This window comes from Shewanella profunda (assembly GCF_023283765.1).
GTDB lineage: Bacteria > Pseudomonadota > Gammaproteobacteria > Enterobacterales > Shewanellaceae > Shewanella > Shewanella profunda.
Window position 1 is genome coordinate 1 of the sequence record NZ_JAKILG010000036.1, and the last position, 24,811, is coordinate 24,811.

The following is a 24,811-nucleotide window of genomic DNA, read 5'->3' on the forward strand; positions in this document are numbered from 1 at the left end:
CATCCAAAATTGGAATTTGACGCTATCACAGCTCTCAATCCATTTTGAGGGGCGCTTAGAAAACCATATCGATCTGTGAAATTAACCTGACACAGAATTATGAACAGCCTCCATAACCTAATTTGAACACCGTAATCATTGAACTAGACCCAAACCAAAAATGTCAAGCGTGCTGAATCACTCTTAAATTGTTTGTTTAGCCGTTTTACTTCGATTGAACCATTGCCTTTTGAATACTAGCGCCGGAGGGTGTAAACAGTTCCAATGTTACATTGATGCCTTTATCTGATAAAAGACCAATATAAGGAAAGAACATTGGACCATTACTTTTGAATCCTTTTACCCCTCTCATACCAGTATCTTCGATGTTAATGGTCCAGCTGTTAAGTACTTTGTCTATACCTATTAAGGTATAGCTATTTAAGGCAAGAACATTACCTAGCTGAGATAACAAAGTTTCTACTGTCAGTTCTAGAGAGGTGTCGAATTCAAAACTTCCTAAAAAATCCATAAGCGGAAAATCAACACAAATCTTCAATAAGGCTTGAATGGTATCGAAATCAACCATCAATGTTTCGAGCTCATTGAAAGTAAGTTCTACTGTATTATTGTTTCCATATGTGCAGACTACTATATCCCTCGAGGCATCATAATGATAAGAAGAATGATGGCTAATATTGCGCCACTGACTCAGTGACACATCCTTGAGGCTACCTTCTAAGGCCGAGCGCAACTCATTAATCTCTAGTAATTCTGAAACCGCCTTACCATTTGACACTTTTAGTTTCCGACCATAAAGCACAGAGTCTGGTACCTTAGTTAATACTTGATACATAAACTGAATATGTGGGAAGTGAACACTCTCTAAAGTATCTCCGAGCATTCGAAAGTACGCTCGTACCTTTAGTCTTGTTTGAGTTACTGATTCATGATTTTGAAGAAAGAATGCATCGTGATAATTTGCCAGCGAGTGATGAACTTTGGTATAGCACTCTTCAACTATTGCGATCACTTCTTCTGGGTGTTGAAGCATTGCTGAACGAAAAGCTGAACAAAAATAATCTAGCGCTGATGTAAACCAAAGCGAATTAGACATTTTCAGAATTGTAGAAAGTTCATAGGCATGACTACCACTATCAACCATATGATCAACAGCAGTAGTGTTTTTTATGTACTTAGAGAACTCGCTTGCTACTAGCAATTTGAAGTCTTTATCACTCATACATTGTCGAATACCCTTTAAATAGTCGACTTCATCACCACTAACTTTAACTATTATTTCTGATTGTTCTGTAAACACTATCGCTACCTATTAAATGGATGAAACGGCTAACGTCTTAGTATTTATGCGCTGTGCTGTTTGCAGGGCATAAATCGCTTGTTTACTAAATCTCAAATATGGCCGCTGCCACATCCATGTCAATTGGTATAAATGATGCTATAGGAATTTGCTTTTTTGCGGTAGCGGTTTTTTATACAGTTTTATGGGTAATCACTTGATATCGTTTTACCTTTCTCGTTCTTTCACGCTTATTTTTGCTGATGAATCGCTATCTAACGACTCAAAACTCCAAGGAATACACCTCCCCTCGGAGTTGCCGCAGGGCGAATAGACAAATTGCGTGAGTTCGGTCATGGATGACCGACTAGCTTTCGCAGGTGCAGGGACGCATCCTTCGGAAGCGATAGCAAATTTGTCAATGAGCACAAGGGGCTTTCAACTCCGTTGGGGGCGTCTTGGAGCATCCAAGGAGGATAGGACGAGCAGTCCTCCTTGGTCGGGTGTGGGGTGAAGCCCCACGACTTTTACTTTGATTAAAAAATTAAAATGAAGTTTTGAAAGCTTAACGTTGATATTCCTCGTACTCGCTAGAACTATATAAAAACTAAATTTTAGTAAAAATGGAGTTTATTACACTTTGCTTGACTTCGCTTACCTAGTACAGGCGGGTAGATATTCTGATAACTCAAGCAGGTTACAATCGGGGTCGCGGATATAGACAGAGTTTATTCGGCCTGTGGCGCCGGTGCGTAAAATGGGGCCTTCAATAATCTCAATATGAAGCGCGTTTAAATGCGCGACCGCTTCTTCAATGTTGTGGCTGACCACAAAGCACAGATCAGCGCTACCGGGCGTTGCTAGGGCAGCTTTAGGTTCAAATTCGGCGCCCGCTTGGTGCAGGTTAATCTTTTGATCGCCAAAACTTAAGGCGATACGGCCGTTGCCAAATATTACTTTTTTCATTCCCAGTACGGTTTGATAAAAATCGATACTGACATCTATGTTTTTTACGGTGAGGACCAAATGGTCTAAACGGGTCACGCGCATGTGAGTTCCCTCAATTTGAGTTGATGTTATTTTTAGTCCGGCTGGTTTTCATACCCTACATCAAGTGCTGGTACAAGAGTGACTCTGTGGTAGCATTTGTGGAGTTTAGGGGCGTAAATGTTTTATGCCTTTTTTATCCCATAGATGAAATGAGATTGTAATGAAGAAAACCTTAGCCCGCGGCTTAATGAATTTACTACCTATGGCGCTAAGCCTCTGGTTGTTCTGGTCGTTATTTGTGTCTTTGGATGGTTTAGGGATTTTTATTTTAGAGTTGGTTGGGATTAATCAGCATTTTGTCGGTGTCGGTTTTATCTTAGTCGTGGCCTTAGTGTTTGTGGTTGGGCTACTGTTTTCGGTTAGCCCTATCGTATGGCTGTATGGCTGGATAGAGCGTCAGTTAATGCGTTTTCCTTTGTTTAAGTCTGTTTATGGCAGTATTCGCGATATTGCCTCCCTAATGAATCGTGAAGACAAAACAAATACCCAACAGACAGTGTTGGTTAAGCAAGCGAATGGTGGCTATGTGGTGGGATTTATTATGACGGATACACCGCCTCAACCCTTGCTAGATGCCTTACCAGAGGGCGATTGGGTGCCTGTGCTATTTCAATTAAGTTATCAAATGGCGGGGGTAACCAGTTTAGTTAAGCGGGATGATCTGATCCTTGTTGATTGGTCCTTTGAGGAGGCGATGCGTTTTAATCTAACGGCGGGAATTTCTCAAACACCTGCTACCCCGCAGATGACATCTAAGTCGGTCTAAGTCTCATTTTTAGGGTTAAATATCAAGTTTGTTGCATTTTGTGGTATAATTCTGTGGCGACTCGATGAGTCGCCATTTTTTATGCTAATTATTCCAGCTTAAACTTAGCCTTAAACTATGGCATTGATGGGGACTTTAGCCTGCCTAATCTGTTTGTTCTATTTTCTGTCGAATAAAACAAGATAACGAGTATGACATTACAAGGTATTGCGATAAGCGAATCCTTGTTATGCATTATTTGTTGTAGTGGCTATTACATCAGCACATGCTGTGGTGTTGGCGTCGCGATTATTCAATGAGTCCGGTTAGCTAAACGAGGATTAAGTTCGCTGAATAGGCAACTTGCTACAACAAGGGAATCTTAATGTCGATTAAATCGAGTATCAACCCACCGGTATTTTATCCATCGGTTTTTCTCATCACGTTAATGGTGATGGTTTGCGCAATATGGCCAACCGAGGCTAATGCCTTTTTTAAATCAATGCAGTCATGGATAGAGATTAAAGCGGGCTGGCTTTATATCTTGAGTGTGGCCATTTTTTTGATTTTTATCATTTTTGTGATGATGAGCCGTTTTGGCGATATTAAACTTGGCCCCGATCATTCAGTCCCGGATTACAGCTATAAGAGCTGGATTGCTATGTTGTTCTCGGCGGGAATGGGAATAGGCCTGATGTTTTTTGGGGTGGCCGAACCAGTAATGCATTTTTTGGCGCCGCCAGATGCGACTCCCGAAAGCATTGCCGCTGCTAAAGAGGCGATGAAAATTACCTTCTTCCATTGGGGCATTCACGCTTGGGCCATTTATGGCGTGGTGGCGTTAAGTCTGGCCTATTTTTCCTATCGCCATAAGTTACCTTTATTACCGCGCAGTGCCTTATATCCATTGATTGGTGAGCGAATTTATGGGCCTATCGGTCATACTGTCGATACCTTTGCCGTGCTCGGCACTATGTTTGGTGTGGCTACATCACTGGGGTTTGGGGTGTTGCAGGTCAATTCAGGATTGAGTTATCTGTTTAAAGACTTGCCCAATAACACCATTGTGCAGGTGTCTCTCATCATAGGTATTACCTTATTGGCAACGCTTTCGGTGTTTTCAGGGCTCGACAAGGGGGTAAAACGCCTTAGTGAGCTTAACCTCGGTCTCGCTATTTTACTCCTGTGTATTGTGTTAATCCTCGGTCCTACTGTGATGTTATTGCAGGCCTTTGTGCAAAATACCGGCGGATATTTAAGTGATTTAGTGAATAAAACCTTCAATTTATATGCCTATCAACAGAAGGAAGATTGGCTTGGCGGTTGGACGCTACTCTACTGGGGGTGGTGGATTTCATGGTCGCCATTTGTCGGTACTTTTATCGCGCGGGTGAGCCGTGGTCGAACGATCCGTGAGTTTTTAATTGGTGTGTTATTTGTGCCTTCGGCGCTGACTTTCCTGTGGATGACGGTATTTGGTAACTCGGCTATCGACGCCATTATGCATAAAGGTGCAACTTACTTAGCCGATGCGGTAAATACCGATGTTTCCGTAGCGCTATTTGTGTTTTTTGAACATATGCCGTTTTCGACATTACTGTCGGGAATTGCGATTTGTTTAGTGGTGACTTTCTTTGTCACTTCATCGGACTCGGGCTCCTTAGTCATCGATAACTTGACCTCGGGAGGCGACAACAATGCGCCTGTGTGGCAACGAGTGTTTTGGGCATTACTCCAAGGCGTTGTCGCTTCTGTGTTGTTATTGGCGGGTGGCCTACAGGCATTGCAAACCGCGGCTATTGCCAGTGCTATGCCATTTTTAATTGTTATGTTATTGATGTGTCTTGGTTTATATAAAGCGCTAAAAAATGATTGGCTTAAGATCAACAGTGTGCAGATGCACAACACCAGCGTGCAGTACGCCAAAACCAATATCAGTTGGGAGGATCGTATTGAGGTGCTAGTGTCACATCCCACAGAGGAAGATGCGCGGGTCTTTATTAATAATGTGGCTACGCCCGCGCTATCTAAAGTCTGTCAGCGTTTTATGAGCAAAGGTATAGTGGCCGATCTCGAATACATCGAAGGGAAAGTAAGGCTCGTTATCAGTAATGAAGTTAACTTGCCCTTTGTGTACGGCGTGCGTTTGCGCTGCTTTGAGATTCTGAACCCCATAGGTGAAGAGCTAGAGCTGGGGAATACTCTGTACTACCGTGCCGAAGTTTACCTTGAGCAGGGTGGCCAACATTACGATGTGATGGGCTATACCGAAGAGCAAATTCTGGCGGATGTCGTTACTCAATACGAAAAATACTTGCACTACTTGCATCTTTCCAATGCTGATCAAGGTCATGTCACTTAAATTATTTTATACCATTGAGTGCGAGGCTTTTAGTTACGTTGAGAGTCTTATGATTTGAAGCCTATATTGCCCCAAGTGATAACTCAGATTATCCTTGGGGTAATTTTTGAGGTTTGTTTTAAGTTAGGGTGAGAGCATGTCAGTTAATCAAGGTGAGAGTAAATTAGATAAAGTATTAGCCGAGGCGCGGGAATACAAAGCCAAACGTGAGAGTGGTTACCGCGAGCAAGCGTTGAAACTTTATCCTTGGGTGTGTGGTCGCTGTACTCGAGAGTTTACCCCTAAAAATTTAAGTGAACTGACGGTACACCACAGGGATCATAACCACGATAACAATCCATCCGATGGTTCTAATTGGGAGTTATTGTGTCTGTATTGCCATGATAACGAACATTCTCGCTTCGAAGAGCTGATCCGCTACGGTGGCACTACCGAGACCAAACAAGCGGCGGCGACCTATAATCCTTTCGCCGATTTAAAATCGATGATGAAAAAATAGTGACAAAAGGCCTGACATTGTCAGGCTTTTTTCGCTAAACGTGCTTCAGTCTGCAACCATTTTTCTCGGCTTAAAATATGTTGATTTTCAGCGCCTTCAAACAATGTTTTACGGGCGGGAAGTTGCTGACAAATGGCTGCCTGTTGCGCTTCGCTGCTCGTACGCCAACTGACAATTTCATCGATATGTCGAAAGCAGCCTATGCAGTAGTCTTCGTCATTTAAACCGCAGCGTGCGACGCAAGGTGAAAGCATGTGTGTCCTCTTCAGAGTATTGCTGACCGCGGTTTGCAGTTAACAGTCAGGTTGAGTGCTTTTAACGGGCGCGATACTAACATTTTTTGTATTAAAGTCATTGGCTCGACAAGATGAAGTGAGCTTATGGCGAGACAAGTATTTTTTACACTGGGCATGACGTGAACCAAGATAATCTGCATACAACACTCACTTATTCACAGAAGTTTAGCGAACTCAATCAGTTGCTTGAGCAGAGTGCTGCCCTCTGGCAAGTGCGTGCTTTTGAGGCCGAAAATTTACCTTGGTTAGTCGAGTTTCCACGCTTAGCCGAGGCGGTATGGGCCATTGCCGATGAAAAACTGGATCTGCTCGATGGGGATCAAGGCTTGTTAGTCGATGCCTTATCCCCCGCATTAAATCAAGATTTGAAGGTTTTAGGCCTAAAGTGGAATTTATCCCTATTAACGACATCAAATGCTGAACTTGTCAGTAATATTGACGCGAATAAACCAAATCATATCTCGACCACTGGTTTATCTTTTGAGGATGAAGCCCATTTTTGCGCCCACATAAAGGGCCGTAAATGGGAGCAAATCCGCGCATTTGTGCAGCATTTACCTAGTCACCATTTACCTGTGCTCGAATGGTGTGCGGGTAAGGGACATTTAGGCCGATTAATTGCTAAAGCACGCGGTGCCGAAGTGGTGAGTTTAGAATGGCAGGCAAAACTCTGTGAAGAAGGCCAAGCCTTTGCTGATAAATGGCAATTATCTCAACGTTTTATTTGCGCCGATGCCTTTGCAATTGGTGTTGATGCTGTGTATCAAGGGCATCACTGTTTAGATGCCACAGCTTTAGCCAGTCCATTAGTCAATTCATTAGCTAATCCATTAGTCAATTTATTAGCCAATCCATTAGTTAATCCATTAACAGCACAGCAGCAAGCGGTGGCGCTCCATGCCTGCGGTGATCTACATGTGCGTTTGTTAACCCTTGCGGCTGCGGCGGGCACTCGGGCGCTTGCCATTTCGCCCTGTTGTTATCATTTAATTCAGGCGAGCCATTATCAGCCCTTATCAAAGGTTGCAATGCAGAGTGCATTAACACTGACCCGCCATGATTTGCAGTTACCACTGCAGCAGAGTGTTATCGCAAGCCCTAAACAACAGACGCTACGTCATCAAGAAATTGCGTGGCGTTTAGGGTTTGATGCGTTGCAGAGGCAATGTCGAAACGTGAATGAATATCTGCCGATCCCGTCGATAAAACAGAGTCAACTGAGTGGCAGTTTTGCCGATTTTTGCCTGTGGGCCGCGGCACAAAAATCGGTCGATTTGCCGCAAAATAATGATTTTGACCTTTGGCTTGATGTTGGGCGGCAAAGACAGCGATTGACAAGACGAATCGATTTAGTCGCGCATTTATTTCGCGCTGTGCTCGAACAATGGTTAATACTCGATCGCTGTTGTTTTTTGCAGGAGCACGGATACCAGGTTAGCGTGAGTGAATTTTGTGCAAACAGTGTGACACCCAGAAATGCACTCATTTTGGCGTTAAAGCCGACTGATTAAAAAATAGCGTCCAAAAGTAGACGGTACTCCAATGTTTTTTATGAACTATTTCTGTATTAGTCCATTTGAAACTAGTCTTAATGATGTTAACGCGCCCATGGTTATGCGTATCGCTGTGAGACAAGTCTTATACTGAGGATGGTTTTTTATTGAATCATCGGGCTTTTCTTGTTCAAATGTCGCATTAATGACGAATAACAACTGAAAGCTGGCCCTCGGTCGGTGATTCTAGTGAGCGAATAAAACAGTTTCATGAAATATTCCCGCGTATTTATTAATAGCCTGGCCTATGAACTGGCACCTGTTGTGGTTTCCAGTAGCGAGCTAGAGTCTCGTCTTGCTCCTTTGTATCAGAAGTTCCGTATTCCTATGGGGCAATTAGCTGCATTGACAGGCATTACCGAGCGTCGCTGGTGGCCTAAAGGACACCAATTATCCGATGGCGCGATTAAAGCTGCGCGTAAAGCCATTGCTGAAACGGGAATTAATGTCGCTGACTTGGGGGCTGTTGTGTACACCGGAGTCTGTCGCGATCAACATGAACCTGCCACCGCTTGTCGTATCGCTGCAGAGCTTGGGGTGTCGAAGGACACTGCGATTTACGATATCAGTAACGCATGCTTAGGGGTGTTATCGGGTATTTTAGATATTGCTAACCGTATTGAGCTGGGCCAGATCAAAGCGGGTATGGTGGTGTCCTGTGAATCGGCGCGGGATATTGTCGATGTGACTATTGATAATATGCTTGCTTCTCCGACCATGCAGAATTTTGCCCAGTCACTGGCGACCCTAACCGGTGGTTCTGGTGCTGTGGCGGTGATTTTAACCGATGGCAGTTTACCATTGACGAATATGCGTAAACATCAATTGCTCGGCGCATCGCATTTATCCGCCCCAGAGCATCATCAGCTATGTCAGTGGGGGTTGCAGGAAGTGGGGCATAATCTTTACCGTGAGTTTATGCGTACCGATGCGGTGACCTTGCTGAAGGAAGGCGTTGAGCTGGCTAAGCACACTTGGGATCATTTCCTTGAGCAACGTAATTGGCTAGTTGAGCAAGTGGATAAAGTGATTTGCCACCAAGTGGGTGCATCGAACCGCAAACAAGTACTTAGTGCGCTCAATATTCCACCTGAAAAAGAGTTTCCCACCTATCAATTGCTTGGCAATATGGGAACAGTGTCTTTACCTGTTACTGCGGCTATGGCCCATGATCAAGGCTTTTTACAAGCGGGCGATCAAGTGAGCTTTTTAGGTATAGGTAGCGGTTTAAATTGCATGATGTTAGGTATTAAGTGGTAAAGGTGCTTTAGGTCTTTTCACTGCCATTGTTGTCGCACCCATAAAAGACTGACCTGCTGAGTCCTGCATCTTCAGGTTGTTTGGGTATAAGCTGGCTAAATCGTTATTCGCTCTCATAAATAGAATCAAGATAGGAAGCGTCATGTTAGACACTCTGTTGCCCTTTAAACGCCATTTTCTGAGCCGTAATGGCAACAAGTTGCATTACATTCACGAAGGTCAAGGCGAACCCGTGGTGATGGTTCACGGTAATCCTAGCTGGTCGTTCTATTACCGCAATTTAGTTAGCGCCTTAAAAGATACTCATCAATGCATAGTGCCGGATCATATCGGCTGTGGTCTGTCGGATAAGCCAGATGATAGCGGCTACGATTACACACTTAAGAGCCGTATCGATGATCTCGAAGCCTTACTTGATAGCTTAAATATCAAAGAGAACATCACCTTAGTTGTGCATGATTGGGGCGGCATGATAGGCATGGGTTATGCGGCGCGTTATCCTGAGCGCATTAAACGCTTGGTTATTTTAAATACGGGTGCCTTCCATTTACCTGAGTCTAAACCTTTCCCTTGGCCTTTATGGATCTGCCGCAATACTTTGTTAGGCACAGTTTTAGTCCGCGGTTTTAATGCCTTTTCGTCTATCGCGTCCTATGTCGGCGTGAAACGCCAGCCGATGGCGAAATATATCCGTGAAGCCTATGTCGCGCCCTTTAATTCTTGGGCGAATCGGATTTCGACTTTACGGTTTGTGCAGGATATTCCATTGCGTGAAGGGGATAGAAACTTTTCGTTAGTCTCTGATATTGCAGCGAGTTTACCGCAATTTGCCCATGTGCCAACCCTGATTTGTTGGGGCCTTAAGGACTTTGTGTTCGATAAACACTTTTTAGCTAAATGGCGCCAGCATATGCCCCATGCGACCGTGCATGAATTTGCCGATTGTGGTCACTACATTCTGGAAGATGCCAGCGATGAGGTGATCACCCATATTAAGGGCTTTATGGCGGACGATGTAGCTGAAACACCAAAGTACGAACAGGCTGTCAGCTAATGTCGACTTTGCTTGAGACAACGGGCGCGGCTTTAGATATACCCGTGGAGAAGGAGGTAAATGCTGACTCCGCCATGGTGTGTAATGCCAATATTTGCCGTCATCTTAAGCAAGCTGCACACGCAATTCCCCATCACCTTGCGGTTGCAGTGCAAACCGCTAAAGGGGCATCCCTCGCTAACCTGCGTTATAGCGAACTTGATTTTATTAGCTTAGATAAACAGAGCGATGGGATTGCCTTTGCCCTTAATGCCCATGGTATTACCCGCGGCATGAAAGCGGTGTTGATGGTGACGCCGAGTCTGGATTTTTTTGCCTTAACCTTTGCGCTGTTTAAAGCGGGGATTATCCCCATTCTTGTTGATCCTGGCATGGGGATTAAAAACCTAAAGCAGTGCTTTGCCGAAGCCGCACCCGATGCTTTTATTGGGATTCCAAAGGCCCATATTGCTAGGCGGTTATTTGGCTGGGGCAAGGGCACGATAAAGATATTGCTCAATGTTGATGGTGGTAAAACAGGTTTTGCTGCAAACTTGAACAGCATGGCTACTGGCGCCATGAGTTTATCGACTTTGCTGCACAATATCCCAGCGCAATCCTCTGCTCAAAAGTCGCAATATCCCATGGTCATGCTAAAACCCGATGAAATGGCGGCCATTTTGTTCACCAGTGGCAGTACGGGCACACCTAAGGGCGTCGTTTACAGTCATGGGATGTTTGAAGCGCAAATTCAAGCGCTTAAAAATGATTACGGTATTACTCATGGTGAGCGCGATCTTGCCACTTTCCCGCTATTTTCACTCTTTGGCCCAGCGCTCGGCATGGCATCTATTGTGCCAGATATGGATGCCAGCAAGCCCATTACCGCTAATCCCGATTTTCTGTTTGCCGCGATTGATAAATATCAATGCAGCAATATTTTTGTAAATCCGGCACTGCTTGAAAGGTTAGGGCGTGCAGGTGAACAAAAACAACATAAGTTACCTAGTGTGCAACGGGTTATTTCGGCGGGGGCGCCAGCCACCATCGGCTCCATCGCCCGTTTTAGTCAGATGCTGAGTCCTGGCGTACCAGTGTTAAATTCCTACGGTGCGACCGAATCTTTGCCTATTAGTATGATTGCGAGCGATGAGTTATTTGCCACAACAGATGTAACTGATCATGGTGGCGGGATCTGTGTTGGCTACGCTATCGATGGGGTAAATATTGGCATTATCAACATAAGCGAAGCGATTATCCCCCAGTGGGATGATGCGTTACTGCTGAAAAACGGTGAAATTGGCGAAATAGTGGTGCAAGGGCCTATGGTGAGTCAATCCTACTATCAACGTGATAGTGCGACAGCGGCGGCCAAGATTTGGGACTCGGCGACTAATAGCGTTAGGCATAGAATGGGCGATCTTGGGTATCTCGATAATCAAGGCCGGCTGTGGATGTGCGGTCGCAAGGCTCACAGAGTCGATGCGACTCTTAAAGGCCAGTTGGTAAAGCGTTATTATTCTATTCCCTGCGAGCGCATTTTTAACACACACCCTAATGTGAAACGCTCCGCTTTAGTCGGCGTTAAAGTGGCGAACGAGATAGAACCCTTAGTCTGTATCGAACTAGACCAATCACTGGTGTGTAATAAAAGTCAGCTGCTTTATCAAGAGCTTATTATCCTCGCTGAACAATTTTCCCAGACTCAGGGTATAAGAAGATTTTTAATCCATCCGGATTTCCCCGTAGATGTACGGCACAATGCCAAAATTTTTAGAGAAAAATTAGCCGTTTGGGCCCAAGCACAGACGAAAGGTTGATTTAAAGCTCTGCAGCTTTTTCCTGCATTTTTAACGTTATATTCTGTGTTCATTTGAACAAACTTGCTTATTTTTAAGCGTTTATGCTTATTTTTAAACTCTTACACTGACTTTTAAGCTCATATCAATGCGCTGAAATGGATGCCTAAATGACGAACAATCCAATCAATAATCCGACACTAGCGCAATTCGACACACTCGAACAAACTGCGCTTACGCAGCTTGCCCTTAAGGTAACGCATGCCTTTGTGACGGGAGCAGGGGGTTTTTTAGGTAAGGCTATTTGTTTAAGATTGTTAGCGGCAGGCATTAAGGTCACAGGTTTTGCGCGTGGGCATTACCCAGAGCTTGAAGCGCTGGGTGTTGTAATGCAGCAGGGCGATTTAGTCAATAAAGACCAACTTCAGCAGGCAATGCAGGGCTGCGATATTGTGTTTCATGTGGCTTCAAAAGCGGGCGTTTGGGGTGACCGAGACAGTTATTTCTGCCCAAATGTGAAGGGGGCTGCTAATGTGATTGCCACTTGTAAGGCATTAAAAATAAATAAATTAGTCTACACCAGCACCCCGAGTGTCACCTTTGCTGGCCAAGATGAGTCAGGTATTGATGAATCAACCCCCTATGCATCCACATTCCTCAATTATTACGCCCACTCGAAAGCAATCGCCGAAAAAATGATGTTAGATGCTAATCAATTCGGTGAAGTGCCACTTGAACATACTGATGCAACTCAAATGATTACACCTTATGCGTTAAAAACAGTCGCACTGCGGCCGCATTTGATATGGGGCCCCGGCGATCCCCATCTTGTGCCTCGGGTACTGGAACGTGGTCGTTTAGGTAAGCTAAAACTGGTTGGCCATGAAGATAAGCTGGTCGATACCATCTACATCGATAACGCCGCCTATGCCCATGTACTCGCCGCTTTAGAACTTTGCCAACCTAAGCCAAAGTGTCAAGGTAAAGCCTATTTTTTGAGTAACGATGAGCCTATTACTATGGCAAAAATGCTCAATCTGATCTTAGCCTGTGATGGATTGCCCCCTGTTACTCGACGTGTGCCTCGAACTGTGGCCTATATCGCGGGCGCGGTATTAGAGAGTGTGTATTTTTTACTGAAGAAGCAGGAGGAGCCCATGATGACGCGTTTTGTTGCACGGCAGTTATCCTGCAGCCATTATTTTGATATCAGCGCTGCCAAGCGTGATTTGGGGTATTGTGCGCTGGTTTCTCTTGATGAGGGGATGGCAAGGCTAAAGACCTCACTTTTAGGTTAGGCTGCATTAGATTAAAACCTCTTATCTTTTTTAATATTTTAAATTTGTTAACGCATTGGAATGGAGGGATATAAATAATCTATGGATTGTGGTGAATGTAAGACGTCGATTTTTAGGCAAAAAATAGGTCGCTGTAAGCGCTGTATGTGGCAGCTTACTTGCCTATCTGCTTTTGGCTGGCCCTTGTGGTGGTATTTCTACTGGGATACACCGCTGGACGTCAATTCAATTGCCTTACTCTTTTTTTGCTGTGCTTTTAGCGGCTTACTCATGCTGCATCTTCTGGTGCTGGTTTATCGTTATTTTCGCGACTAACGAAACGAGTCGCTTCAAGCATCTTGCCTTAAGTGTTTTAAATTCATGCTGAATCCTGAAGTTGTTTGGGTATATAGCCTATCTCTTATCTACTATCACTCACGCCTCTATCTCTAAACTTTTAAGAAGCGAGTGGAATAAATGGCAGCATAAATGAACTTTAATCTTTTAATTTTTGCTTTTACTCTATATTTCATTATGTTGGAATCTATTTATGGGGCTTTAGCCGCGTAAACCTGTGATTCAATCTCGTTAAGGAGACTTATGGCGTTTTTTGCCACCCTACTTGTGGGTTACCCGCTTTGGGTTTGGTTAATGTTTTTTGGTTTTGTGCTAGCTCTGTTGGCATTTGATCTTGGCTTTTTACACAAAGAACAGCATGAAATTACCGTTGCAGAGAGCCTAAAGTTATCGGCTTTTTATATCTGTATGGGCTTACTCTTTGGGGCTTGGCTCTGGTGGTATAAGAGTCCAGCGGCAGGGATGGAGTACCTGACGGGCTATTTGATTGAAAAATCATTGTCTATGGATAACGTATTCGTTATCGCGTTAATTTTTAGTAGCTTAGGTATTCCTCGTTTATACCAACATAGGGTACTGTTTTGGGGCATTATGGGCGTTATTGTACTGCGTGCCATACTGATTGGTTTTGGTGCTGTGCTTGTTGCTCAGTATCAGGGTGTACTTGTGCTATTTGGACTCTTTTTGATTTTCACTGGTGTGAAAATGTTGTTCTCAAATGATGAACACACAGATATCCAAGATAATAAATTTTACAAGTGGTTACGCACTAAGATGCGTTTTACGCCAACCCTGCACCGTGAGAAGTTTTGGGTACGTGGTGAGGATCATCAGTTAAGTAAAGGATGGTGGGCAACACCGTTATTTTTGGCATTGATCTTGGTTGAAACCGCAGATTTAGTCTTTGCGGTTGACAGTATCCCCGCAATATTTGCGATTACTCAAGATCCCTTTATTGTTTACACCTCGAATATCTTTGCCATTCTTGGTTTACGTGCACTGTACTTTGCCTTAGCAGCCATGGTGCATCGTTTCGAATACCTTAAATATGCTCTATCTGTGGTGTTGGTGTTTATTGGGGTGAAAGTGGGTTTAGTGTACTTTAACCACGAGGGAATAGTGGACTTTACTATCCCAACGGCGGTGTCTCTTGGCGTGACTTTCGGCCTGTTAGTCGCTGGTGTCTTGTATTCGCTATGGAAAACGCGTGGGCAAGAAATTGCAAAATAGTATGGGTTATTGTTGCTAATCTAATAGCCATTATGTCTCGGCCGTTTAGCCCATACTAAACGGCCTTTTTTGTATTCTTAGTATGTGAATCATTAAGCTTTAAAGAGGATTTTAAAAAGTAGTACATGCTTAATTATGCTCTCCGTTTGTTCATTGACCGCTGTCAGTACAAAAGCTGCAGATAAACAATCTACTTAAAAGTGCGCGTATTCGATGGCACTTTACCATCTCGTGAATATTGAAGTTTGTGTAACTAATTGTATTTAACACGCCACATTGGGATTGGTAGCATACTTTTACTTTTCATTATATTTCAATAACAAGTGACTCAAATAGAGGCCATTTTGCTATTTTAGTGATTAAAATTAGATGGTTTATTTTTCTGGCTTCCATTCTGTAAGTACATGAATATCTTGGTAACTACTGTAAAGGTTAATTTTATGTGATAGTTTGTCTGTATTTTGAACTCACTGAAGCAAGAGGGAAGCATGCTGACTATTTCTAATCTCACTAAAACCTATGATAACGGTGTTAAAGCACTCGATGGGGTTGATTTAACGATTTCCAAAGGGATGTTTGGTTTACTCGGACCCAATGGCGCTGGCAAGTCATCACTGATGCGTACCATTGCCGCCCTGCAAAGTGCAGCATAGTATTTGATGGTATTGACGTATTAGCCGATCCTCAAGCACTGCGTAAAACCTTAGGCTATTTACCCCAGGATTTTAATGTTTATCCGCGTATTAGCGCCTATGACCTTTTAGATCATTTAGCCATTCTTAAGGGCATTAATCAAAGCAAACTGCGTAAAGAGGCGGTTGAAGGATTACTGGCTCACACCAATCTTTATCAGCATAAAAATAAAGCGGTTAGCGGTTTCTCTGGCGGTATGCGTCAGCGTTTTGGTATTGCTCAGGCATTGCTTGGTGATCCTAAATTATTGATTGTGGACGAGCCTACCGCGGGTCTCGATCCTGAAGAACGTAACCGTTTTCACAACTTGCTGGTGAGTTTAGGCGAGGAAAAAGTGGTGATCCTCTCGACTCATATTGTCGAGGATGTGTCTGAACTCTGTGCCAATATGGCGGTGTTAGCATCGGGTAAAATCCTGCTTAAAGGCAATCCTCGTCAATTAGTGAGTGAGTTAACGGAAAAAATTTGGACTAAGACAGTGAGTCAAGCGCAGGCGCAGGAGCTTGAAGCGCAATTGCCGGTGATTTCTAAGCGTTTATTAGCTGGGCGCACTGTGCTTAATGTGATGGCTGAAACTTGCCCCGAAGGATTTACCCCTACGACTGCTGGGCTTGAAGATCTGTATTTTTCTACCTTACACAGCCACCGCCGTCAGGCTGCCTAAGGAGATATCAATATGTTGTTATCAATGCTTAGGTTTGAGTGGCGTTATTATTTACGTCAGCCATCTTTTTATATTGTTTCTTTTTTATTGTTTTTAATGAGTTTTCTATCTGTCGCATCTAACAATATCCAAATTGGTAGCGGCGGCGAGGTGATGAAAAACAGCCCATTTGGTATTACCCAAACCATGTTGATCATGGGATTAATTTCCATGTTTGCCGTGGTGAATTTTGTGGGTAGCACGGCGATCCGCAATCATCAGCATTTGATGGAAGAGCTGATTTATAGCAAACCCCTATCGCCATTTGCATACCAGTTTGGCCGCTTTCTAGGCAGTTTTATTGTGGTGATGCTGGTATTTGCCTTTATCCCAATCGGTTTAATGCTCGGTTCCTTTATGCCATGGGTCGATGCGAGCAGATTTGGGCCTTTTACGCTATCGAATTACCTTGTGCCGTATTTTTTACTCGCCATGCCGACTTTACTGCTGATCTCGACTCTGTTCTATGCGATGGCAAGTCGTTTTCGCTCCTTGATGGCGCTCTATCTGACCGCAGTGGCTATGTTGGTGCTCTATACCTTGACGGGCGAAATGGCGAGTCAGCCACAATATCGCACCATAGCCGCCTTGCTTGATCCCTTTGCGTTGCGCACCTTTGCCGAAGTGACTCGTTATTGGACCATTAGTGAGAAGAATAACCAGTTAATTGAATTCTCGGGGCTTGTGCTGCAAAACCGCGCGTTATGGTTTGGGATTGCCTGCGTGTTACTGGCAATATCGGGGATTTTCCGTCAGCCGAGTTTGACTAAGAAACGTGAGAGAAAATCCGATAAAGCGGGAACAGTCCCCAACTTAGTGTCATTGGCACAATTGGCCTTAGCGACTGAGCCCAATGGTCGCCAGCAGTTTTGGACGCGGGTTAAATTTGAAGTGCGCCAAGTGCTGTTTACAGCACCGTTTGTGGTGTTAGGGGCGCTGACCATTTTCAACTTAGTCGGCCCCATGTTCGATGATTTTGGTTGGTATGGCACATCTAATTGGCCATTAACCCAGGATATGGTGGATAACATTGCTGGCGCGACTGGGTTATTGATGGTGATAGTGCTGATTTATTACAGTGCAGAAATCGTCTGGCGTGAACGCAGCTCAGGTATGGGGGATATAGTCGATAGTGTTCCCGTATCAAACCTAAGCTTTTGGGGCTCAAAGTTAGTGTCTGTGGTCATAGTGATGACCTTGCTCTATGTGCTCGCAATGTGTACCACAATTGTATTTCAATTGATAAAAGGTCAAGCCAATCTTGAGATTGCTCAGTACCTTATTCGACTCGGATTTTATTACCTCCTGCCGCTGTTGATGACCGCAGTGCTGGCGTTTTTCCTGCAAGTGCTTAGCCCTAATAAGTACGCAGGTATGGGACTATTTGTTGCTTATTATCTGACGACATTTGTTATGGCAAGCTGGGGATTTGGCCATAGCCTATATAACTTTGGGCAATCACCGACCTTAATTTACTCGGATATGAACGGCTACGGTTGGGGCTTATTAAGCCATGCACTCTATATGATTTACTGGGGCGCCTTTAGCCTTATCCTGTTTGTTTTAGGTTATGGCTTGTATCACCGCGGACCGCAGCAGAGCCTTAAAACCCGTATGGGATTACTGGGTTATCAGCTTGGTTTTAGTGGAAAAGCCATTGTGAGCGTTGCTTTGGTGGTGTTTTTGGGCATGGGCAGTTATTTGTTCTACCAAACCAAAGTGTTGAATCATTATTTAACCCAAGATGAAACCACTGATCTGCAAGCCGATTATGAGAAGGCCTTTAAACAATACCAAGGCATGCCGATTTTAGTGACTACTAAGGTCAATGCGAATATCGATATTTTCCCTGAAGAGCGGAAAATTGTCGCTAAGGTGATGTTCGAATGGCAAAACAAGTCGGATAAACCAATCGAAAAGATGTTAGTGCAGTTGCCCGAGCACACTCAGGCCGAAACGGTAAAAATCAATATTCCTAATGCTAACTTAGGTGAGTTTGATAGCCGCTATCGTAATACTTGGCTGACCTTTACGACGCCTGTTCAGCCGGGGCAAGTGGTGCAAGGGGATATCCAATTAGTACGTGAGTCGGTGGGTATTGCTGAAGCTGGTTTTGATATGTCAGTGGTTGAAAATGGCACCTTCATCAACAACTTCGAACTATTGCCGCTCTTTGGTTATCAAGATGGTTATGAGCTAATGGATCGCCACGAGCGCCAAAAGCGCGATCTGGCCGAAAAAGCACGTACGAACAAACTTGAAGATAGCCATTTTTACACGCAAAACTTCTTTGGCGTCGATGGTGATTTCATTCAGTTTGAAGCCACTATTTCGACAAGTGCGGATCAAACTGCATTAGCGCCAGGGTATTTGCAAAAACAGTGGCAGCAGGATGGGCGTGAATATTTCCATTATTCGATGGATAGCCCTATGGTGAACTTCTACGCCATTATTTCGGGCCGTTATCAGGTGGAAAAAACCGAGCATAATGGTGTTGCGGTTGAGGTTTACTACCATGCAGATCACCCTTGGAACGTTGCCCGCATGATAGAGTCGGTCAAGGATTCTATCGATTACTACACACAAGCATTTGGGCCTTATCAGCATAAGCAAATGCGAATTATGGAGTTTCCTGGTTACCGTAGCTTTGCACAAAGTTTTGCTAATACAGTGCCTTACTCAGAGCGTATTGGATTTATTACTGATTTACGCAATGAGGATAATATCGATCCTGTGTATTACGTCACCGCCCATGAAGTGGCGCATCAATGGTGGGGACACCAAGTGGGCGCTGCCGATGTGCAGGGCAGTGCTGTGATATCCGAAAGCTTGTCGCAGTATTCGGCGCTGATGGTGCTGGAGAAAAAGTACGGCGATAAAATGATCCGTAAATTTTTGAAATACGAATTAGATAGATATTTACGTGGCCGTTCATCCGAATCCATAGAAGAAATGCCTTTGCTGCGCAGTGAAAATCAGCAGTACATTCATTATCAGAAAGGCTCAGTGGTGATGATGGCAATTAAAGATGTGTTGGGTGAGGCGAAACTCAACGCAAACCTTAAGACTTTTTTAGCGCGTTATCAGTATCGTAACGATCCTTTCCCGACCACATTGGATTTGGTGAGTTACCTTAGGCAAGGTACTGATGAAGCGCAGGCTCGCTTTATCGATGAGTCCTTTAATGACATCACACTCTACGACCTCAGGTTAACCAATGCGGTAATGACCACTCTGCCCGATAGCAAGACGCAAGTTGACTTGACCATTTATGCCAGTCGCAAAGTCGCGAGTGGTAAAGGTGAAGAAGCCGAACAACCATTAGATGCCATGATTGATATCGGTGCCTTTAGTGCCGATCCCGATAAGCTAAAGGATGATAAACAGGTATTATTGATTGAGAAGCACAGATTGGTCAGTGGCGAAAACAAGCTGACGATCACTTTGGCTGGGAAACCCAGTTATGTGGGTGTCGATCCCTTTGTGAAGCTCATCGACAGAGATGCAAAGGACAATATCTTTAAGTTCTAAATCCCTTTTTAAACTAGCTCGTTAAAACCAACGCACTATCCGGCATGACTCGCCAGGTAGTGCGTTTTTATTGCTATACCCTTGGCTCATTTTGAAATTAATGCAAATTAGCTTGTTCTTCTACGCGCTTTTTCCTAAGGTGATTGCAAATGATTTTCAATAAGGCGTGTTATGAATACTCATCTGCAGTTACAAATTAAACATTGGCTGGAAAATGATCCAGACCCACACACTCAAACACAGTTACAAACCCTGCTTGATAACGGTAACGAAGCCGAACTTACGGCGCGTTTTGCGGGGCGTTTAGAGTTTGGTACCGCGGGTTTACGCGGCGTAGTGGGCGCAGGTCCAATGGGAATGAACCGTCTTGTGATCCGTCAAACCTCAGCTGGTCTAGGCGCTTATCTACTTGAACAGATTAAAGATACTGCCGAGCGTGGTGTGGTGATTGGTTATGATGGTCGCCATGATTCTTGCACCTTCGCCCATGATACGGCAAGCGTGCTGACCGCCATGGGGATTAAGGTACACTTAACCGCCAGAGTTGCACCAACGCCGCTAGTGGCTTTTGGGGTTAAGCATTTTAACGCCGCTGCGGGAATTGTGGTGACCGCGAGCCATAACCCACCGCAATACAATGGTTATAAAGTGTATTGGGAAAATGGTGCACAGATTATCCCGCCACACGATTCTGGCATTGCCGCGCAGATTGAACGCGCCGCGACTCAAGCCATCCCGTTTTTAGAATATGATGACGCCGTAAAGCAAGGTAAGTTGATTCTCTTGCAGGACGATTTTTATGAAACCTATCGCCGCGGTGTGATGCAAGCTGGCGTGCTACAAAACCATGCCAGCCCTGAACAAGTCAGCCTTGCTTATACCGCTATGCACGGTGTTGGCGCTGAAATGGCCGAAACGGTACTCAAAGATGCGGGTTTCACTCAGGTCTATTCGGTTGCTGCCCAGCGCGAGCCGGATGGAGATTTTCCAACGGTTAACTTCCCAAACCCTGAAGAAAAAGGGGCGATGGATTTAGTGATCGCCGAGGCGAAAAAACATGACGCTATGCTCGCCTGTGCCAACGACCCCGATGCTGACCGTTTTGCGGTAGCGGTGCGCCGTGATAAGGGCGAGTATCAAATGCTCACTGGCGATCAAGTTGGGGTGCTCTTTGGCCATTATCTATTGAGTCATGCGCCTCACAATCAACGACTAACGGGCACTACTATTGTGTCATCGAGTCTATTATCAAAGATTGCTAAAAGCTTTGGCACTCAAAGCTATACTACCCTCACGGGTTTTAAATGGTTGATGAATGTGGGGATTGCGAAAACCCAGCCTAATAATCAATTCCTGTTTGCCTATGAAGAAGCGCTCGGTTACACGGTGGGCAATATGGTGTGGGACAAAGACGGCCTATCCGCGTTGGTGGCATTTGCTCAATTAACCGCAGAGCTTGTCGCCCAAGGCCAAACTATTTGGGACAGGCTCGAGCAAATCTACCGTGAGCATGGTTTCCATTTAAATGCGCAGGTGAGTATTGCCTTAAAACCGGATACGCCGAATATTGGCGCCTATTTAAGTGAGCATCCACCGGTGAAGATTGGTGATAATGCGGTGCTCTGGACCGATGATCTTAAAGCCCTTGAGCGTCGTTTCGCCGATGGTCGAGTTGAAAAAATAGACTTACCACCGAGCGATGTGTTGACTTATTGTCTCGTGGGTGGCGCTAGGGTGATAGTTAGGCCTTCGGGCACTGAACCCAAAATTAAGTGCTATTACGAAGTGGTTGAAATAATGCTGGTGGACGACACTCTTGCCAGCACTCAAGCGCGGGCTACCAAGGCGATGGATGACTTTATTCAAGCCCACCAAGCAAGTTTGCCAAAGTAATCTTGGTTGCTGGCTAAGTTAAAACAATAAAATTCACTTTTATTTAAAGGCTACTGACATCATGTTGTCAGTAGCCTTGTTTTATGCTTGTTGTCGCCCGTTGATGAACTTAATCAATAAGATTTTGAATCATCGATATTTTTCAACAAGGAGAAAGTGAAAATGTTATCAATTGCACCGTTAGTTTGGGGTGAAATTCCTGTCAGTGACATGAACCGTGCCGTCGCTTTTTATCAGCAACATTTTGGCGTTGAGTTTAAACGTGACGATATGGAAGACATGGAATATGCAACCATAGTGACCGAAGATGTTAACGCAGCCAGCATTGGTTTAGTCAAATGCAGTATGAGTCAACCATCGATGCAGGGCAGCACTGTGTATTTGCATTTCAGTACACAATTACAACCTTTAGTGGATAAACTCACGGCCGCCAACGTGAATATTCTGCTGCCAGTGACGCCGATCAAAGACGGAGAGTGTGGTTATATCGCACTGTTTGTCGATAGTGAAGGCAATAAAGTCGGCTTGTGGTCAAAGGATAAATAGTCTCGAAACTATGGCTAATGTTCGTAAGAGTCGTGTCCTTTAGGCACGACTCTCATTAAGTTATCTCTATGGAAGAAACAAAGATGAACATGGTTTACCTTGATGCTCAACCGTTACTAGGGCTTAGTATTCGCACTAATAATAGTGCAGAAATGTCCGCTGATAGCGCTAGAATAGGCGGTCTGTGGCAAGCCTTTTTTGAATCATCCCAACTGACCTCTATGCTCAATTCGCCCATGTATGGGGTGTATTATGACTATGAGTCAGATATGGAGGGGGATTATTCTGTGCTGGTGGGCAAGGCAATTGATTCACCTACCAATGCGAGCCAGTTTACGCCACTTACGCTCGAAGCCGGTAAATACCTAAAATTTAGCAGTCAAGGTGAAATGCCCCAATGTGTTATCGAACTATGGGGACAAGTGTGGGGCTATTTTAGTGTGCCTGATTGCCCAAACGAGCGGCGATATCAAACGGATTTTGAAGTCTATCTTAGTGCCACTGAGGTGGAGATTTATATTGGGATCTTATAATTCAAATCCTGATCAAATCACTCGACTGTGCTTGAGCACTATTGGTTATTTTATTTAAACGGTTAAAATTCTTGATAAATTAATGGCACGTTAACATAAAGGATTAAATAAGAGCCAATGCGCCGCGCCGATCGCCTATTTCAAATAGTGCAAATTCTTAAACACAAACGACTGACCACAGCCCAAGAGTTGGCCGAGCGCTTAGAGGTTTCGACTCGCACGGTTTACCGCGATGTGCAGGATTTGTGTTTAAGCGGCATTCCGATTGAAGGAGAAGCTGGCGTGGGGTATTTATTGCGCCATGAGGTTAATGTCCCGCCATTAATGTTCAACGAGGCCGAACTGGAAGCGATTCAAGTCGGCATGCGTATGGTGCAAACTTGGGGTGGTAAAGAGCTTGGCAGCGCTGCACGGCAGGCGATGATCAAAGTGGAAGCCGTATTACCCAAACGATTGCAAGCCTATCAATCCTTGATGTTTTCACCGGATTTTTATTTAGATTCCAATGAGTTTCAATTCCTCGACCCTTTGCGTAATGCTGCCCAGCGGCGCGAATACGTCAAACTCTTCTACCAAGATGTAAAACTTGCCGTCACCGAGCGTGAAGTCAGACCGCTCGCCATTTATTTTTGGCGTGGTACTTGGACCTTGCTGACTTGGTGTGAGCTTAGGGCTGACTTTCGTAATTTCAGGGTCGATCGTATCACTGGATTATTGCGCCTGAATCGCTACTTTGACCCTACAGCGGGTCAAGATTTAGAAGATTATATCTGCTTGATGAATGAGCAAATGAGTGAGCACAAGAAAAACAAAAGCCACTCGAATGAGTAGCTTTTGTTTTACAGCCTATTTTTACAGTAGGTTTAGAAACTACAACTCATAACCCAGTGCGGTTTTGGCTTATCAACTAACGACAACAGTTGCGCCGCTACACGCCCTAGTGGATCACGAAAAACAGCCCCATACTCAGCACTGTGGTCAGTAGGGTATTACGGGTGACGAGCGCCAGCACGGTTGCGACTACGGCGCAGATGAGGTAGCTGTTCTCTAGGCTGAGATCGAGCGTTCCTTCTTGCACAAATACTATGGGCGCAAAGATAGCGGTCAGTACCGCTGGGGCTGAGTAACTTAAAAAAGTTTGAGTCCCCTTACTCAACCGCAGCGGTAATTTAGGTTCGAGTAATAAATGGCGACTGATAAATACTATGGCGGCCATTGAGAAGATCATTAACCAAATCATATCTTTCCTTCTGGCTGAGTTGTTGCATCAGCTTTTCTTTCAGAATGGGCATCAGTCTCAGTTTGTGAGTTTGCTAATGGATTAAGTATCTTACGCTCATCTTCCTTAGTGATTTTGGCGTAGAGCACACCAGCAGTCATTCCTGCTATGGCGGCGATGAGTAGTCCTGCTTGAATTTCAAAGGCTGCACATACTACCGCGAGTGAGAGCGAGACTAATACACAGACGAGAATCGACGGTTTTTTTACCGTGGGGACGACCAGTGCGATAAAGGTGGCGGCGATGGCGAAATCAAGACCAAGCTCACCTAAATTTTCGATAGCATTACCCGCCACTATGCCAAGCAGGGTGGCGATATTCCAACCGATATAGAAACTTAAGCCGCCGCCGAGGGCATACCAAGGGTCGAACTTATGCAACTTACCTTGATTGGCGATGGCAAATAGTTCATCAGTCAGCAAAAAGCCCAATGTCAGGCGCCATTTTAGCGGCAAGGGGCTGATTTGGCTGCGCATCGCCATCGCATACAACAGATGACGCGAGGTGATAAGTAGGGTGGTAATTAAGATACTCCACAGGCCAATACCCGCTTTGACCATTCCGAGTGCCACCAATTGCGCCGCGCCCGCGAAGATAATTGCCGACATAGCTTGGCTCTCAATGGGAGTGAGTCCGACCTCAATGGCGAAGGAGCCCGCTAAAATCCCCCAAGGTACAACCGCTATTGTCAGTGGCATCATGGCAATAGTGCCTTTTAAAAAGGCCTTGGCTTTTGTGGGATGCGCTGGATAAACATCAGGTTCTATAGGCTTGTCGGTTGTCACTTTGGCTCCTAAAAATAGCGGCGACTAGAAATGGTCACTTTTAAAATACATTCTCGGATAAGGTATGTTTGTCAGATTTCAGCAAGAATTAGAATGGCAGATTAACCT

General features: G+C 44.7%; 20 protein-coding genes and 1 pseudogene. 16 read left to right on the top strand and 5 right to left on the bottom strand.

Annotated elements, in window-relative coordinates; translation table 11 throughout:
* Positions 1–205: 205 nt before the first annotated feature.
* Positions 206–1,300, bottom strand: coding sequence for a hypothetical protein (locus tag L2744_RS15465; protein WP_248992761.1), 1,095 nt, complete (start codon positions 1,298–1,300; stop codon positions 206–208).
* Between the two features lie 633 nt (positions 1,301–1,933).
* Positions 1,934–2,329: a VOC family protein gene (locus tag L2744_RS15470; protein WP_248992762.1), complete on the bottom strand. Its 396-nt coding sequence runs from the start codon at positions 2,327–2,329 to the stop codon at positions 1,934–1,936.
* Positions 2,330–2,489: 160 nt separating this feature from the next.
* Between L2744_RS15470 and L2744_RS15475 the strand changes: the two genes are divergently transcribed.
* The 3 genes from L2744_RS15475 (at position 2,490) to L2744_RS15485 (ending at position 5,935) form a co-directional block, all read left to right on the top strand.
* A complete protein-coding gene (locus L2744_RS15475) occupies positions 2,490–3,095 on the top strand; it encodes a DUF502 domain-containing protein (RefSeq protein WP_248992763.1) in 606 nt (201 codons plus the stop codon).
* Between the two features lie 364 nt (positions 3,096–3,459).
* On the top strand, positions 3,460–5,436 hold the full coding sequence (locus L2744_RS15480) for a BCCT family transporter (protein ID WP_248992764.1): 1,977 nt from the start codon (positions 3,460–3,462) through the stop codon (positions 5,434–5,436).
* A gap of 136 nt (positions 5,437–5,572) precedes the next feature.
* Entirely contained in the window at positions 5,573–5,935 is a 363-nt protein-coding gene (locus tag L2744_RS15485; protein ID WP_248992765.1) for a YajD family HNH nuclease, read from the top strand.
* A 20-nt stretch (positions 5,936–5,955) separates the two neighbouring features.
* On the opposite strand, the gene L2744_RS15490 is transcribed toward L2744_RS15485, so the two are convergent.
* Positions 5,956–6,189: a DUF1289 domain-containing protein gene (locus tag L2744_RS15490; protein WP_248992766.1), complete on the bottom strand. Its 234-nt coding sequence runs from the start codon at positions 6,187–6,189 to the stop codon at positions 5,956–5,958.
* Between the two features lie 161 nt (positions 6,190–6,350).
* Between L2744_RS15490 and L2744_RS15495 the strand changes: the two genes are divergently transcribed.
* From L2744_RS15495 to L2744_RS15555, 13 genes and pseudogenes are all read left to right on the top strand, one after another.
* A complete protein-coding gene (locus tag L2744_RS15495; protein ID WP_248992767.1) occupies positions 6,351–7,742 on the top strand; it encodes a methyltransferase in 1,392 nt (463 codons plus the stop codon).
* A 252-nt stretch (positions 7,743–7,994) separates the two neighbouring features.
* Positions 7,995–9,044 carry a 3-oxoacyl-ACP synthase III gene (locus L2744_RS15500; RefSeq protein WP_248992768.1) on the top strand — a complete coding sequence of 350 codons (1,050 nt, stop codon included), beginning with the start codon at positions 7,995–7,997 and terminating at the stop codon, positions 9,042–9,044.
* Positions 9,045–9,186: 142 nt separating this feature from the next.
* Positions 9,187–10,098, top strand: coding sequence for an alpha/beta fold hydrolase (locus L2744_RS15505; RefSeq protein ID WP_248992769.1), 912 nt, complete (start codon positions 9,187–9,189; stop codon positions 10,096–10,098).
* Entirely contained in the window at positions 10,098–11,897 is a 1,800-nt protein-coding gene (gene oleC / locus L2744_RS15510; RefSeq protein ID WP_248992770.1) for an olefin beta-lactone synthetase, read from the top strand. The genes L2744_RS15505 and oleC overlap by 1 nt, the downstream gene beginning before the upstream one ends.
* 149 nt (positions 11,898–12,046) lie before the next feature.
* Positions 12,047–13,174, top strand: coding sequence for a 2-alkyl-3-oxoalkanoate reductase (oleD, locus tag L2744_RS15515; RefSeq protein WP_248992771.1), 1,128 nt, complete (start codon positions 12,047–12,049; stop codon positions 13,172–13,174).
* An 81-nt stretch (positions 13,175–13,255) separates the two neighbouring features.
* The gene (locus tag L2744_RS15520; protein ID WP_248992772.1) at positions 13,256–13,489 is read left to right on the top strand and encodes a DUF3624 domain-containing protein; all 234 of its coding nucleotides are present in this window, start codon (positions 13,256–13,258) and stop codon (positions 13,487–13,489) included.
* Positions 13,490–13,753: 264 nt separating this feature from the next.
* Positions 13,754–14,740 (top strand): TerC family protein, encoded by a 987-nt coding sequence (locus L2744_RS15525; RefSeq protein ID WP_248992773.1) that lies wholly within the window; start codon positions 13,754–13,756, stop codon positions 14,738–14,740.
* A gap of 488 nt (positions 14,741–15,228) precedes the next feature.
* A pseudogene (locus L2744_RS15530) lies at positions 15,229–16,097 on the top strand (ABC transporter ATP-binding protein).
* Positions 16,098–16,109: 12 nt separating this feature from the next.
* Positions 16,110–19,667 carry an ABC transporter permease/M1 family aminopeptidase gene (locus tag L2744_RS15535; RefSeq protein WP_248992774.1) on the top strand — a complete coding sequence of 1,186 codons (3,558 nt, stop codon included), beginning with the start codon at positions 16,110–16,112 and terminating at the stop codon, positions 19,665–19,667.
* Positions 19,668–19,838: 171 nt separating this feature from the next.
* Positions 19,839–21,560, top strand: coding sequence for a phospho-sugar mutase (locus L2744_RS15540; protein ID WP_248992775.1), 1,722 nt, complete (start codon positions 19,839–19,841; stop codon positions 21,558–21,560).
* A gap of 162 nt (positions 21,561–21,722) precedes the next feature.
* Positions 21,723–22,106, top strand: a complete 384-nt coding sequence (locus L2744_RS15545; RefSeq protein WP_248992776.1) for a VOC family protein — start codon at positions 21,723–21,725, stop codon at positions 22,104–22,106.
* A gap of 83 nt (positions 22,107–22,189) precedes the next feature.
* Entirely contained in the window at positions 22,190–22,639 is a 450-nt protein-coding gene (locus tag L2744_RS15550) for a GyrI-like domain-containing protein (RefSeq protein ID WP_248992798.1), read from the top strand.
* 117 nt (positions 22,640–22,756) lie between these two features.
* On the top strand, positions 22,757–23,470 hold the full coding sequence (locus tag L2744_RS15555) for a helix-turn-helix transcriptional regulator (protein WP_248992777.1): 714 nt from the start codon (positions 22,757–22,759) through the stop codon (positions 23,468–23,470).
* 106 nt (positions 23,471–23,576) lie between these two features.
* Here L2744_RS15555 and L2744_RS15560 read toward each other — a convergent pair whose 3' ends face one another.
* The gene (locus tag L2744_RS15560; protein WP_248992778.1) at positions 23,577–23,879 is read right to left on the bottom strand and encodes a branched-chain amino acid transport AzlD family protein; all 303 of its coding nucleotides are present in this window, start codon (positions 23,877–23,879) and stop codon (positions 23,577–23,579) included.
* A complete protein-coding gene (locus tag L2744_RS15565; RefSeq protein ID WP_248992779.1) occupies positions 23,876–24,703 on the bottom strand; it encodes an AzlC family ABC transporter permease in 828 nt (275 codons plus the stop codon). Before L2744_RS15565 ends, L2744_RS15560 begins: the two co-directional genes overlap by 4 nt.
* Positions 24,704–24,811: the final 108 nt, after the last annotated feature.